We start from the raw sequence: 14,230 nt of genomic DNA on the forward strand, positions 1-14,230 counted from the left end.
GGATCACGTCCTCAGCTACAAGTGGACGCTGCCCGACGGCACCGACGTGACCACCGGCGGCAACCAGGTCCAGACGGCTCTGCCGTCGGCCGTCGCCCCTGGTGACAGTGTCGATCTCCAGGCCGTGGTGAAGACCCCGATCAACTCCGACAACGGCAACAAGCGTACTGACTACGTCCTGACCTGGGACGTCTACAACAAGACCACCGGCACCTGGACGTCCGGCACCTCCGGCATCCCCGGTCTGAAGCAGAACGTGGCCGTGGAGGACCCCACCTCCAACCAGCTCGGCCTGGAGAAGTTCTACTCCTACACCGGCAAGAACACCGGCGCCGGCCTCACGGTCATGAACAACCTGTCCTCGGGCAACAGCGTCTGGACGTACAACGCGTTCACCAACCCCGGCCGGGGCCTGAACACGTTCTTCCGCGTCGCGTACAACAGCCTCGACACCTCGGACACGGTGGCCGGTCACGGCTGGTCGTTCCAGGCTGCGGGCCCGGTCCGGCTGGGCGCGCCGCTGGAGTTCCACCCGAAGCCGCACCCGACGGAGATCCGTCTCCCGGACGGCGACGGCACCACCCACGTCTTCCGCTGGGACAGTGTGAACAGCGTCTGGAAGGCCCCCGCGGGCGTCCACTACAAGCTGACGGCCAAGGCCGGCCTCGACTGCACGCCGCTGAAGGACCCGATCCCCGACGCCTGGACGATGACGCGTCCGGACGGTTCGCGGTTCGTGTTCGGCTGCGACGGCTACCTGACGTCCGCGATCGACCAGAACGGCAACACCCAGACCTACACCTACGAGGAACGCAAGTCCAACAACAAGCCGACGAAGTTCCTCCGTTACATCACGGACCCGTCCGGCCGTCAGACGCTCACCGTCGACTACTACGGCAAGGGTGACGCCGCTTACGAGTACATCAACGACTCGGGCGCCAAGGTCAGCGGCACCAACCTGACCAACTCGAAGATCTACGACCACATCAAGTCGGTCACGGACATCTCCGGGCGCAAGATCGGCTTCTACTACACGACGAAGGGTCTGCTGGGTCAGTTCACCGACGGTGTGGGTTCCGCCCAGCCGAAGAACTTCCGGTTCACCTACGACGCGACTCAGGGCAACAAGAACGTCAAGCTCGTCAAGGCCACCGACCCGCGCGGAAACGCCAGCTCGATGGCGTACTACGCCCCGCAGGCCGGTGACGACCCGAAGTACCACTGGTGGACCAAGACGATCACTGACCGCCTCCAGGGCACCACGGGCTTCGCGTATGCCGTGAACGCGGTCAACAGCAAGTTCACGGACACCAAGGTCACCGACGCGGAGAACCACGCGACGGACTACGTGGCGGACGACTTCGGCCGCCCCGTCCAGACGACCAACGCCAAGTCCCAGACCACCAAGATGAGCTGGGACGCGGACAACAACGTCACGTACCTGGAGGAGGCCAACGGAGCCAAGTCCGCCTACTGCTACGACCAGAAGACGGGCTTCCCGCTCTGGCAGCGCAACGCGGAGCACAACAAGGCGGGCGTCCCGGCGCAGTCCGAGTGCGCCCCCGGCACGTATCCGGCGAACGCGGCGACGTTCCAGTACCAGACCCGCGCGGACGGATACTCCGCCGACCTGTTCCGCAAGTCGTCCCCTGAGGGGCGTACGTGGGAGTTCGGCTACGACGCCTTCGGCAACCTGAAGACGGTCACCGACCCCAAGGGCGTCTCGACCACGACGGCGGGTGACTACACCACCTCGTACGAGTACAACTCCTACGGCCAGCTGACCAAGGCCACCGACCCCAACGGCAATCCGACGACGTACAGCGACTTCGGTCCGACGGGCTACCCGCACGGCATCACCGACGCGAAGTCCCACCGGACGACGTACGTCTACGACGCGCGTGGCCAGGTCACCGAGGTCACCGACGCGTTGGGCAAGAAGACCACGCAGACGTACGACACGTTCGGCCGTCCCCTGACGAGGACGGTGCCGAAGGACCAGGCCGCCGGCGACGTGATCACCATTCCGGCGCCGGAGTACGACGCCAACGACAACATCACCAAGTCGACGGCCCCCAACGGCTCCGTGTCCACCGCGGTGTACGACGTCACGGACCAGATCACGGCGGCGACCGGCCCGGCCAACAACCAGACCGCCTCGCGCACCACCTCGTACACCTACGACAAGGTCGGCAACGTCAAGACGGTCACCGAGCCCAAGGGCACGCTGACCACGTCCGTCGCGACGGACCACGTCACCACGAGCCACTACGACGAGATCTACCAGCTCACCTCCGTGGTCAACGCGGAGGGCGCCAAGCTCTCGTACGAGTACGACAACGTCGGCAACGTCGTCAAGGTCATCGACCCGAAGAAGAACGCGACCGCCGACACCACCGACTACACGTCCAAGTCGACCTACGACCTCGCCCACCGGGTCACCTCGGCCACGGACGCGGCGGGGAAGACGACGTCGCAGACCTACGACAAGGACTCGCTGGTCGTCTCGACCACCGACGCCGAGAACAACGTCACCACCGTCGCCTACGACGAGCGTGGCAAGCGGAAGGAGGTGAAGGTCCCGCACGACGGCACCTCGCCGATCACGTACCGCACGACGAAGTACGAGTACGACCAGGTCGGCAACATCACCAAGGTCCTCACCCCGCGGGCGACCGCGGCCGGCAGCACCGAGGCCTTCACCGCCCGAACGACGTACGACGAGCTGAACCGGCCGGTCCGGCAGTACCAGCCGTACGACCCGAGCGACGCCCGCTACAACAAGGCGGACGTCTACCGGGAGACCCAGTACGACGCGGTCGGCAGGACGGCGAAGACCTCGCTGCCGCCGTCGAACGGCGAGACGGTCCGCAACGACACCACCTACGGCTACTTCGACAACGGCCTGGTGAAGTCGGCCAAGGACCCCTGGGACATCGTCACCACGTACGACTACGACACGATGGGTCAGCAGACCACGCGCACCCTCACCTCGGCGGGCGGCTCCTCGAACCGCACGATGACGTGGTCGTACTACCCGGACGGTTCGCTGAAGTCCCGCTCGGACGACGGCGTACCGGTCGGCAAGTCGGTCGTCCTCGCGGACAACTCCGACACCCAGAACACCTCCTCGACCGGCACCTGGGCGAAGGGGAACATCACCGGTCAGCAGGGCTACGACCACGCCACGCATGCGGCGGGCGCGGGTACGGACGCCTTCACGTGGACGCTGAACATCCCGGCGGACGGTACGTACGACGTGTACGTGCGGTACCCGCAGGTGACGGGCGCGGCCTCGACGGCGAAGTACACCCTGACCCACTCGACCGGTACGGTCGACAAGGCGGTCGACCAGAGGGCGAACGCCGGCGGCTGGGTCTCGCTGGGCGCCCACCCCTTCAAGCAGGGCAACGCGTCCCGCCTGCAGCTGTTCCAGAACAGCGGCGGCACCGTCGTCGCCGACGGCGTGAAGCTCGTCCGTGACACGAGCGGCGGGCCGGCGGACACGGAGAAGAAGACCCTCGTCTACTCCTACGACGTCAACGGCAACATGACCAAGGTCGACGACACCTCGTCCGGCGCGGCGGTCGACGGCTACACGGTCACCTACACCGGCCTCAACCAGATTCAGAAGGTCACCGAGGCGCTGTCCGGCCAGGAGCAGAAGTCGACGTCGTACACGTACGACATCAACGGCCAGGCGGAGACGGTGTCGCACCCCGACCAGTTCTCGAAGTACACGTACGACCTGCGTGACCTCGTGGCGACCGTGTCCGTCGGCAAGACGTCCACGGACCCCTCGCCCAAGGTGACGTCGTACACGTACACCGACCGCGGCATGCCGCTGAAGGAGACGAAGGCCAACGGCAACACCGTCGACCACACGTACTACCTCGACGCGGCGCTGAAGTCGATCACGGAGAAGAAGGCCAACGGCACGCTGGTCTCCTCGCACGCCTACGCCTACGACCCCAACGGCAGCAAGGCGCAGGACGTCGCGAAGAAGATGAACGCCGACAACCACGCGGCGTACCTCGAATCGACCACCGCCTACACCTACGATCCGGCCGGCCGGCTGGCCAAGTCGGTCAAGACGGGCAACGGCGCCGGCACGGACACCTACGTCCACGACGACAACGCCAACGTCGTCAGCCAGACGGTCGACGACGTCACCTCCACGTACGGGTACGACCGCAACCGGCTGCTGTCCATGACGACGCCGAACGCCACGTTCTCGTACAACTACGACCCGTTCGGCCGCCAGGAGTCCGTCACCTCGGACGGACAGGTCATCGAGCGGAGCGTGTACGACGGCTTCGACCGTCTCGTCGAGTCCCAGACCATGGGTGACACGGGCGCGCTGAAGTCCACCACGTACACGTTCGACCCGCTGGACCGCACCACGTCCAAGACGGCCGACGGCAAGACGACGAAGTTCGCGTACCGGGGTCTCTCCTCGGAGATCCTGGACGAGAAGGTCGCGAACGCGGTGACCAAGTCGTACCAGTACGGCCCGTCGGGCCAGCGTCTGTCGCAGGTCAAGCACAACACCGACGGCACGACCGAGGACGGCTACTACGGTTACAACAGCCACACCGACGTCGAGACGCTGACGGACAGCAGCGGTGACACGAAGGCGACCTACGGGTACACGGCGTACGGAAAGGACGACAAGGCCGAGTTCACCGGCATCGACAAGCCGGTCGCGGCCGATCCCACGAAGGAGGCCTACAACCCGTACCGGTACAACTCCAAGCGCTGGGACGCCCAGTCCGGCACGTACGACATGGGATTCCGGAGCTACAACCCGGGCCTGAACCGCTTCACCACGCGGGACATGTACAGCGGAGCCCTCTCCGACATGAACCTCGGCATGGATCCGTTCACCGGCAACCGGTACGCCTTCGCGGGTGGCAACCCGACCAGCATGGTGGAGCTCGACGGGCACCTGCCGTGCGCCGAGGGCATCATGGACGTCTGCGGCGGGGGCGCGAGCACGGCCGGTGCCTGGTGCCTGGTCTGCGCGACGAACGCCAACCCGGGTATGGCCAAGCCGCGGGCACACATGCCCGCGGTGGAGAACGGTGACCTGAAGAACATCGTCGAGGAACTCTACGCACGGGACTTCGTCAAGGACTCCGACGTCCAGGGCGACGGCCGGACGGCCACCGCGCTGATCCAGGAGTACAACACGGGTAAGCCGGTGGGTAAGTGGCATGCCGAGAAGGCGTCCAACAAGCTGAAGGGACTGGCGGGCCTTCTCGAGCAGGACCGGAAGGCCCGGGTGGGCGGCGGTAACGGCATCCTCTCGGACGCCGACCTCAAGGTGGCCAAGAGCGAGGCGGCCGACCTGTGGAACGCGCTCAACGCGAAGGACGTAGCGGGTGCCGCGACCGCCCATGTGCAGTCCCACCCGGAGACGCTCAAGGCCATCACGAAGAACCGGGAGGACATCATCAAGTCCGTGGCCATGGCGGACATCACGGGCCAGGCCTTCGAGCAGCACCATCCCAAGGCAGCTCCGAGGCCGGTCGGTGAGCCCACGAAGCTCAGCGGCGGATACAAGGCCTTCGGTGTCGTCGGCGGCGTGGCGAGCGCCGCGCAGGCACCCAGTTACGTGCGGCAGTACGGCTGGAAGCGTGGCGCGTGGGAGCTGTTCAAGGACGTGGTCGACCCCCTTGGCATGTCGGACAATACGACCGACCCGTTCTATCCTGAGGACACCGGGCCCTGCGGCCCCAGGGGTATCTACTGCCAGGCGTAGGCCCTCTCGCTGAAACACCGAAATAATGGGGCCCATCGCGCATCCGGCGCGATGGGCCCCGCCCCATGCGCCATCGCGTCGCCATTTCAGGAACCGTGGAGAGAGACAGTTGGAGAAGATCGAGTTCGCGGACGTCGTTCGGGCGTACCTCCGGACTGTGCCGCAGGCCGCCGAGGTGTTGCGGCGGATTCCGGAGCCGCAGCGATCGAGTTTCGAAGCCTGGCCAGATGAGGAGTCCGATCTCTTCGACTTCCTCCCGATGGCTTTCGTGCGTCCGGTTCTCCTCCCCCGCCTGACGGAGGATCCGCCCCGACCTGACGTTCTGACACCGTGCTTCGACTTCATCGAGGGACTGGCCAGGAACCCGAACGCGTACGTACAGAACGCGCTGCATTTCGAGGTGTATGAGCAGTTCCTGCGCAGCCGCGAGATCCTGTTGAGGGCACGCCGGTTCTGCGGCCCGGTCGCGGGTGAGGCCCTTCTCCAGATGCTCAAGGAGAACTATCCGGCGACGCTGGACGAGCTGAACGGCGAATCCGAGCCCGACCGCCCCTGAGCGGAAGTCGGTTCGCCCCGCTATGTACGGCGCACGGTGTGGGCCGGCTGAGCGCCCATGGGATCTCCGCGCGCCCTACCGGTGTCCACGGGGAGCGGGAAATGATGAGCCCACCGCACATCTGCGACCGCACAGCCGCACCACACATGCACCGCACATGAACCAGGCGATCCGCGTCCGCGTCCCCGTCCCTCGGGCAGGGCATGCGGCGGAAGGAGCTCATGGTGTTGCTTCTCATCTCCCCGGACAGTGTCGAGGAAGCCCGCGACTGCGCGAAGGCGGCGGAGCACCTCGACATCGTCGACGTCAAGAAGCCCGACGAGGGCTCGCTCGGCGCCAACTTCCCCTGGGTCATCCGAGAGATCCGCGACGCCGTACCGGCGGACAAGCCGGTGTCCGCCACCGTGGGGGACGTCCCGTACAAGCCCGGCACGGTGGCTCAGGCCGCGCTCGGCGCGGTCGTCTCCGGCGCCACGTACATCAAGGTCGGCCTCTACGGCTGCACGACGCCCGACCAGGCCATCGAGGTCATGCGCGGGGTCGTCCGCGCGGTGAAGGACCACCGCCCCGACGCGCTCGTCGTCGCCTCCGGTTACGCCGACGCCCACCGCATCGGCTGCGTCAACCCGCTCGCCGTGCCCGACATCGCCGCCCGCTCCGGTGCCGACGCGGCCATGCTGGACACCGCCATCAAGGACGGGACGCGGCTGTTCGACCACGTTCCTCCGGAGGTCTGCGCCGAGTTCGTGCGGCTGGCCCACGGCTCCGGTCTGCTCGCGGCCCTCGCGGGCAGCGTCACGCGGGCCGACCTCGGCCCGCTGACCCGCATGGGCACGGACATCGTGGGCGTGCGGGGAGCGGTCTGCGAGGGCGGCGACCGCAACGCCGGCCGGATCCAGCCGCACCTGGTGGCCGCCTTCCGGGCGGAGATGGACCGGCAGGCCAGGGAGCACGCCGCCGACGCCCCCGTCGTGAACTGACCGCCGGCATGCCGACGCCCGAGGCCGACGGCGTCCCCGGACGCCGGTCCTCACGCTTCCCCGTCGTCGACCCGGCCACAGGGGAGACCTTCGACGAGGCCCCCGACCAGCAGCCGGCCGAGCTGGACGAGGTGGTCGCCCGCGCCCGCCGAGCCTGGGGCGGCTGGCGCGCCGACCAGGCCGCCCGCACCAGCGCCCTGCTCGCCGCGGCCGACGCCGTGGACGCGGCGGGCGACGACCTCGCCCGGCTGCTCACCCGCGAACAGGGCAAGCCCCTCGCCGAGTCGTACGCGGAGGTCGCGCGTACGACGGCCCGCCTGCGCTACTTCGCCGAGCTGGCGCCCCGGACCCGCCGGATCGACGACGGCCGGCCCGTTCGCAGCGAGATCCGTTGGCGTTCCCTGGGGCCCGTCGCCGCCATCGTGCCGTGGAACTTCCCCCTCCAGCTCGCGGCGGCGAAGTTCGCCCCCGCGCTCGCGGCGGGCAACACCATGGTCCTGAAACCGTCGCCGTTCACCCCGCTCGCCACCCGGCTGCTCGGCTCCCTCCTCGCCACCGCCCTGCCGGAGGACGTACTGACCGTCGTCACCGGCCGCGAACCCCTCGGTGCCCGCCTCGCGGCCCACCCGGGCATCCGCCACGTCACCTTCACCGGCTCGGTGCCCACCGGGCGGGCCGTAGCCGGAGCGGCGGCGGCCTCGCTCGCCCGGGTCACCCTGGAGCTGGGTGGCAACGACGCCGCCGTCCTCCTCGACGACGTCGACGTGGACGGGATCGCGGACCGGCTGTTCTGGGCGGCGTTCCGCAACTGCGGTCAGGTCTGCATGGCGGTCAAACGCGTCTACGTCCCGGCCCGGCTCCACGCCGAGGTCGTCGAAGCCCTCGCCCGGCGCGCGAAGGCCGTCACCGTCGGGCCCGGTCTCGATCCGGGAACCCGGCTGGGACCGGTCAACAACGCCCCCCAGCTGGCCCGGGTCGAACAGATCACGGAGCAGGCCCTCGCCCACGGCGCCCGGGCGGCGTCCGGCGGCCACCGGCTGGACGGACCCGGATACTTCTTCGCCCCCACGATCCTCACCGACGTCCCGCCCGGCAGTCCGGTGGTGACCGGGGAACAGTTCGGACCGGTGCTGCCGGTGGTGCCGTACGGCACCCTCGACGAGGCCGTCGACGCGGCCAACGGCACCGGCTTCGGCCTCGGCGGCTCCGTGTGGGGCACCGATCTCGACCGGGCCGAGGCGGTGGCCGACCGGCTGGAATGCGGCACGGCCTGGATCAACCACCATGCCGAACTGTCCCTCCACCAGCCCTTCGCAGGCGTCAAGGACAGCGGGGTCGGCGTCGCGGGCGGACCGTGGGGGCTCTACGGCAACCTCCGGCCGTTCGTCGTCCACCGCCCGGAGGAGGGGTGACGATGAGGTTCCAGGCGGCCGTACTCCGCTCGTACGACAGCCCGTTCACGGTCGAGGACGTGACCCTGCGGACGGAACCCGACGACGGCGAGATCCTGGTCGAGATCGCGGGCGCGGGGATGTGCCGGACCGATCTCGCGGTCCGGCGCTCCGCCGGCCGCAGCCCGCTGCCGGCCGTCCTCGGGCACGAGGGCGCCGGGGTCGTGGTGCGGACGGGCGGCGGCCCCGACACCGCGCTCGACGTGGGTGACCACGTCGTGCTGAGCTTCGACTCCTGCGGGCACTGCCGGAACTGCCTCGGGGCGGCCCCCGCCTACTGCGACTCCTTCGCCTCCCTCAACCTCTTCGGAGGACGCCAGGAGGAACCGCCGCGGCACACCGACGCGGCCGGGAAGGCGCTGGCCCCCCGGTGGTTCGGCCAGTCCTCGTTCGCCGAGTACGCGCTCGTCCCGGCCCGCAACGCCGTCCGGGTCGACCCGGCACTGCCGCTCGAACTGCTCGGGCCCCTCGGCTGCGGCTTCCTCACCGGCGCCGGAGCCGTGCTGAACACCTTCGGAGCGGGCCCCGGCGACACCCTGGCGGTCCTCGGCGCCGGAGCCGTGGGCCTGGCCGCGGTGATGGCGGCCACCGCCGCCGGCGCCCTGACCGTGGCCGTCGACCGGCATCCCCAGCGGCTCGCCCTGGCCGAACGGTTCGGCGCGATCCCGCTGCCCGCCGGAACGGCCGGGCTGCCCGAACGGATCCGACGGCTGACCGGCGGCGGCGCGCAGTACGCCCTGGACACCACGGCCTCGGCCCCGCTCATCAACACCGCGCTCCAAGCGCTGCGCCCCACGGGAAGCCTCGGCCTGGTGGCCCGACTGCACACCGCGCTGTCGCTGGAACCCGGCACCCTCGACCGGGGCCGCGGCATCCGCCACATCTGCGAGGGGGACGCCGTACCGGGACTCCTGATACCCCGGCTGACCCGGCTGTGGCAGGCCGGCCGCTTCCCCTTCGACCAGCTGATCCGCACCTACCCGCTGGCCGACATCAACGAGGCCGAACGCGACTGCGACGCGGGCCGCGTGGTCAAGCCCGTCCTGCTCCCGGAGAGGAAGAGCCGATGAGCGAGGCGCGTGGCACCCCGGGCCCACCCCGTCCGACCAGCGGAGACCCCGAAACCCTCACTCCCGCCCACGGAGGACACATGGCCGGCACGGCGCATCAGCAGACGGACGTGGAAGGTGTGGACGGAGGCGTGGGCCTCACCGCCCTCCTGGTCGCCGCCGCACGGGCGATCGAGACCCACCGCCACGACAGCCTGGCCCAGGACGTCTACGCGGAACACTTCGTGCGCGCCGCCCCGGCATGCGCGGACTGGCCGGTGCGCATCGAACAGGTCCCGGAGGGCGACGGAAACCCGCTGTGGGGGCGGTTCGCCCGCTACTTCGGCCTGCGGACCAGGGTCCTCGACGACTTCCTCCTCCGGTCGGTGCGCACGGACGCCCGGCAGGTGGTCCTCCTCGGCGCGGGCCTGGACGCACGCGCGTTCCGGTTGGACTGGCCGTCCGACCTGGTGGTCTTCGAGATCGACAGGGCAAGCGTGCTGGCCTTCAAGCAGCGGGTGCTCACGGACCTGTCGGCCGCCGCGAGGGTGAAGCGCGTCCCCGTGCCGGTCGACCTGCGCGCGGACTGGGTGTCCGCGCTGACCGCCGCCGGTTTCGACCCGGCCGTGCCGAGCGTCTGGCTGGCCGAGGGGCTCCTCTTCTACCTGCCGGGCGCCGCCGAGACGTACCTCGTCGACACGGTGGACCGGCTGACGACCGGAGGCAGCGCGCTGGCCTTCGAGGCCAAGCTGGAGAAGGACCTGCTGGCGTACCGCGACAGCCCGCTCTACACGGCGACGCGCGAGCAGATCGGCATCGACCTGCTCGGCCTCTTCGACCTGGGCCCACGGCCCGACTCAACCGGGGCCCTGGCGGCCAGGGGCTGGTCCACCTCGATGCGTACGCCCTTCGAGTTCAGCCGCCTGCACCGACGCGGTCCCCTCCCCGAGCCGAACGACGCGCTGGAGGGGAACCGGTGGGTGTTCGCGCACAAGCCGCGGCCGTGACGGCCGCGGCTTGTCAGACGGCCCGGGCGGTCACCAGCCGGTCGCCGGGGATCCCGGCCAAGTCCGGCGCGTAGTAGTCCTTGATGCCGGCGGCCCAGGTGGTGACGAGGACGCGGTCCTCGGCGTCCGGTTCGAAGGCGTCGAAGAGCGCGTGGATGTTCTCCACCTCGAAGCCGATCGCCGTCATCAGCGAGACGAAGAGCGGGCGCTCGATCAGACCGTCCCGGTCGGGGTCACCGAGTGCGGCGAGCGCCTCGGCGAACTCGGTGATCGTGGGGCCGAAGCGCTCGGGGTCGAGCACGAACGGACGGAATTCGTCGAGGGTGATCACGCCGTCGCCGTCGGCGTCCAGTTCCATGGCCAGCGTCGTCCACCAGCGGCGGAACGCGGCCCGGATGGCCGCCTTGGCGCCGGCGTCCGATGCGACGGCCGCCTCCAGAACCCGGCCCGTCATGAGGTCGAAGTCGTCGGAGTCGATGACTCCGTTGCCATTGGCGTCGAAGAGGGAGAAGACCAGCTCGACCCGCTTGGCGGCTTCGGTTCGCATTCCTGTCACCTGTCGTTCGCGGCCCGGCGGTCCCGGGCCTGGCTGAATGAGTGGCCCTGCCCAACGGTGCGGGGAGGCAGGCGTGACGGTGAGGCGGTCCCCGTCAACCGGAAGGAGTAACTCCGCCTCTCTTCGGCGGACAGGCGTCCGACTGGACTGGTCCACGCGTCTATTGACGGACAATCACTTAATCGCACAGTGATACGATCTGCGCGCAAGCGGGGCGGGCGGATGAGCGCAGGACGACACCTCGGACTTCAGGGGTGTTCCGGGCAGGCGTCCCGATGCGGGCGATCCGCCGGTGCACCCAATTGACGGGAATTCAGCAATTGACCGTCGGTCGCCTGAAGAGAGTCTTATGACGGAATACATACAGAACCCGGTGCTCTGGGCTCTGTCGCTTCTCGTTCTCGCCGCCATCGCCGTCATCGTCCGCCAGCGCAAGGCGGCCCAGGCGTTGAAGCGGCAGATCGGTGGGCTCCGGAGCCATTACTCCGACCTGGAGAACCACTACACACAGTCCGTCGAGACGGCGCAGGAACAGGCCGAAGAGGCGACGAAGACCGTCCTGAAGTCCGCGATGCGGACGCTTCAGGGCCTCGCCGCCGAACAGCAGCTGGTCGTGTCCCGGCTGCAGAGCAAGTACGGCGAGTCCGCCATGCTCCAGGACCTGCTCGAGATCGACCACACCAACTCCCAGTTCGGCCGGCGCGCGCAGTCCATCGCCGTGCTGTGCGACGGCTGGCTCGGCCGCCACCGCGACGCGGCGTCCGTGTACGACGTGGTCCGCAGCGCCCAGGGCCGGATCCGGCACTTCGGTCGCGTGGAGATCCTCTCCCGCGTCGACTTCGGCATCACCAGCCGCGCCGTGGAACCCGTGGCACTGGCGCTCGCCGAGCTCCTCGACAACGCCACCAGCTACTCCAGCCCGGACACCGTCGTCGAGATCAACACCCGCACCGTCCCCAAGGGCGTGTGCATCGTCGTCGACGACGCGGGTGTCGGCATGAGCGACGAGGAGCGGGCCCGCGCCGAGGGCCTGCTCGCCAGCAACCGCGTCACCGGCGTCTCCGGACTCGGCAACCCGCCGCAGTTCGGCTTCGCCGTGATCGGCGTCCTGTGCGAGCGCTTCGGCTTCGAGGTGTCCGTGGACTCGTCCTCCCCCTACGGTGGCGTCCGCGCGGTCGTCCTGCTGCCGCACGAGCTGCTCACCAGCGTGCCCGTGCAGAAGCCGACGGCGCCGCCGGCGACCACTCCCGCCCTACCGCACCCGGCCGGGCCCGAAGCCGTGCCCGTGCCCGCCTCGACCAGCGACGGCCTGCCGAAGCGGCGCCGCAAGCGGCCGATGGCCATCGTTCCCAGCGATACGCCCGCACAGGCTCCGAGCCGCTCCGACGCCGAAGCGGCGGCGATCATGGGTGCCTTCCAGCGAGGCACGCAGTCCGGCCGGGCCTCCTTCCCGGAGGCGCCGGACCGGACGAGCAGCACATCTCGTGCAAGCAGCGAAGGACATGAGGTCTCGTGAACGACGATCTGTCATGGATGCTCGACAGCGCCCTGGAGATTCCCGGGGCGCTGCACGCGGTCCTGATATCCGCCGACGGCCTTCTGATGGCCCGGTCGAACGACTACGACAAGGACAACGCCGACCGCGTCGCGGCCGCGATGAGCGGCGTGCAGTCGCTGAGCCGCTCCCTCGGCTTCTTCTGCGAGGACCCGCGCGCGCAGTGGCGGCAGACCCTGGTCGAGTTCGACGGTGGCTGGGTCTTCCTGATCTCCGCCGGTGAGGGCGCCTACCTCGGCGTCTCCGCGTCCCCGGACGTGGACATGGCGGACATCACCTTCCGCATGCAGCAGCTCGTCGGCCAGCTCGGCAAGGTGCTCATGACGCCGCCGCGCGAGAACCTCGGCACGCGCTCATGACGGGACGCGAGGACTGGGAGCCGGAGGCCGCCGAACTGGTCCGGCCGTACGTCATCACCAAGGGACGCGGCCTGCCCGACGAGGAGCAGCTCTCCCTGATCACGCTGGTGACGGTGGCGCCGGAGGAGGGCCAGCGGCCCACCCGGCTCTCCCCCGAGGAGCAGCGGCTCCTCGACATCTGCGCCGCCGGCTACCTGTCGGTCGCCGAGATCGCGGGTCACACCCGGCTGCCGCTCGGCGTGGTGAAGATCCTCCTCGCCGCCCTCGCCGAGGGCGGCTACCTCGTCACCCGCTCGCCGGTGCGCCGGGCCGTCCTCGCCGACCGGGAAATCCTGGAGGAGGTGCTGAATGGTCTCCGCTCCAAGTTTGGGTGAGCAGGACTACGTACGCGGCGGGGCTTCGCAGATCCCGGTGAAGATCCTCGTCGTCGGACACTTCGCGGTGGGCAAGACCACGTTCATCGGCTCGATCTCCGAGATCGAGCCGCTGACCACCGAGGAGCGGATGACGCAGGCCGCCGAGCACGTCGACGACCTCAAGGGCGTCCGCAGCAAGACCACCACCACGGTGGCCATGGACTTCGGCCGGCTGACCATCAGCGACCGCATCGTGCTCTACCTGTTCGGCACCCCCGGCCAGCAGCGGTTCGTGCAGATGTGGCAGGACCTCGCGCGCGGGGCCCTCGGCGCGCTGGTCCTCGTCGACCCCGAGCGGCTGGCGGACTCCTTCGGGGTCATCGACCTGATCGAGCAGTACGGGCTCGAATACGCCATCGCCGTCAACCACTTCGACGGCTCGCCCCTGCGGGACGAGGCGGCGCTGCGCGAGGCGCTGGACCTGCTCGACGACACCCCCGTCGTCACCTGCGACGCGCGCGACGAGAAGTCGTCCGCCGACGCACTGACCACCCTGGTCCGCTTCTTGCTGGACCGCGCCCGACAGGAGCAGTAGCC

11 protein-coding genes are annotated in these 14,230 nt (G+C 69.3%); 10 read left to right on the forward strand and 1 reads right to left on the reverse strand.

All coding sequences use genetic code 11. The annotated features are described in order from the left end of the window. From IO20_RS0126255 to IO20_RS0126280, 6 genes are all read left to right on the forward strand, one after another. The coding region (locus IO20_RS0126255; RefSeq protein WP_281181678.1) for a golvesin C-terminal-like domain-containing protein at positions 1-5,764 on the forward strand (5,764 nt) is incomplete at its 5' end. Between the two features lie 109 nt (positions 5,765-5,873). Then, positions 5,874-6,320, forward strand: a complete 447-nt coding sequence (locus IO20_RS0126260; protein ID WP_030555479.1) for a hypothetical protein — start codon at positions 5,874-5,876, stop codon at positions 6,318-6,320. Between the two features lie 224 nt (positions 6,321-6,544). Beyond that, the gene (locus IO20_RS0126265) at positions 6,545-7,300 is read left to right on the forward strand and encodes a (5-formylfuran-3-yl)methyl phosphate synthase (protein ID WP_211270426.1); all 756 of its coding nucleotides are present in this window, start codon (positions 6,545-6,547) and stop codon (positions 7,298-7,300) included. 8 nt (positions 7,301-7,308) lie between these two features. Beyond that, positions 7,309-8,712: an aldehyde dehydrogenase family protein gene (locus tag IO20_RS0126270; RefSeq protein ID WP_030555481.1), complete on the forward strand. Its 1,404-nt coding sequence runs from the start codon at positions 7,309-7,311 to the stop codon at positions 8,710-8,712. A gap of 2 nt (positions 8,713-8,714) precedes the next feature. Further along, positions 8,715-9,821 (forward strand): NAD(P)-dependent alcohol dehydrogenase, encoded by a 1,107-nt coding sequence (locus tag IO20_RS0126275; RefSeq protein WP_030555482.1) that lies wholly within the window; start codon positions 8,715-8,717, stop codon positions 9,819-9,821. Between the two features lie 80 nt (positions 9,822-9,901). After that, complete coding sequence (locus IO20_RS0126280) at positions 9,902-10,807, forward strand: SAM-dependent methyltransferase (protein ID WP_030555483.1); 906 nt, start codon at positions 9,902-9,904, stop codon at positions 10,805-10,807. A 13-nt stretch (positions 10,808-10,820) separates the two neighbouring features. Here the strand turns inward: IO20_RS0126280 and IO20_RS0126285 are convergent, their stop codons facing one another. After that, positions 10,821-11,354 (reverse strand): EF-hand domain-containing protein, encoded by a 534-nt coding sequence (locus IO20_RS0126285; RefSeq protein ID WP_030555484.1) that lies wholly within the window; start codon positions 11,352-11,354, stop codon positions 10,821-10,823. Between the two features lie 358 nt (positions 11,355-11,712). Here IO20_RS0126285 and IO20_RS0126290 point away from each other — a divergent pair, with 358 nt between their 5' ends. From IO20_RS0126290 to IO20_RS0126305, 4 genes are read left to right on the forward strand one after another with little or no spacing between them, the layout of a single operon-like run. Next, positions 11,713-12,879, forward strand: a complete 1,167-nt coding sequence (locus IO20_RS0126290) for an ATP-binding protein (protein WP_030555485.1) — start codon at positions 11,713-11,715, stop codon at positions 12,877-12,879. Next, positions 12,876-13,277 (forward strand): roadblock/LC7 domain-containing protein, encoded by a 402-nt coding sequence (locus IO20_RS0126295; protein WP_030215995.1) that lies wholly within the window; start codon positions 12,876-12,878, stop codon positions 13,275-13,277. Before IO20_RS0126290 ends, IO20_RS0126295 begins: the two co-directional genes overlap by 4 nt. Then, positions 13,274-13,651, forward strand: coding sequence for a DUF742 domain-containing protein (locus IO20_RS0126300; protein WP_030555487.1), 378 nt, complete (start codon positions 13,274-13,276; stop codon positions 13,649-13,651). Before IO20_RS0126295 ends, IO20_RS0126300 begins: the two co-directional genes overlap by 4 nt. Next, positions 13,626-14,228, forward strand: coding sequence for a GTP-binding protein (locus tag IO20_RS0126305; RefSeq protein ID WP_030555488.1), 603 nt, complete (start codon positions 13,626-13,628; stop codon positions 14,226-14,228). Before IO20_RS0126300 ends, IO20_RS0126305 begins: the two co-directional genes overlap by 26 nt. The last annotated feature ends 2 nt before the right edge of the window (positions 14,229-14,230 follow it).

Origin of the sequence: Streptomyces exfoliatus (genome assembly GCF_000725545.1) — a bacterium.
Taxonomy (GTDB): Bacteria; Actinomycetota; Actinomycetes; order Streptomycetales; family Streptomycetaceae; genus Streptomyces; species Streptomyces exfoliatus.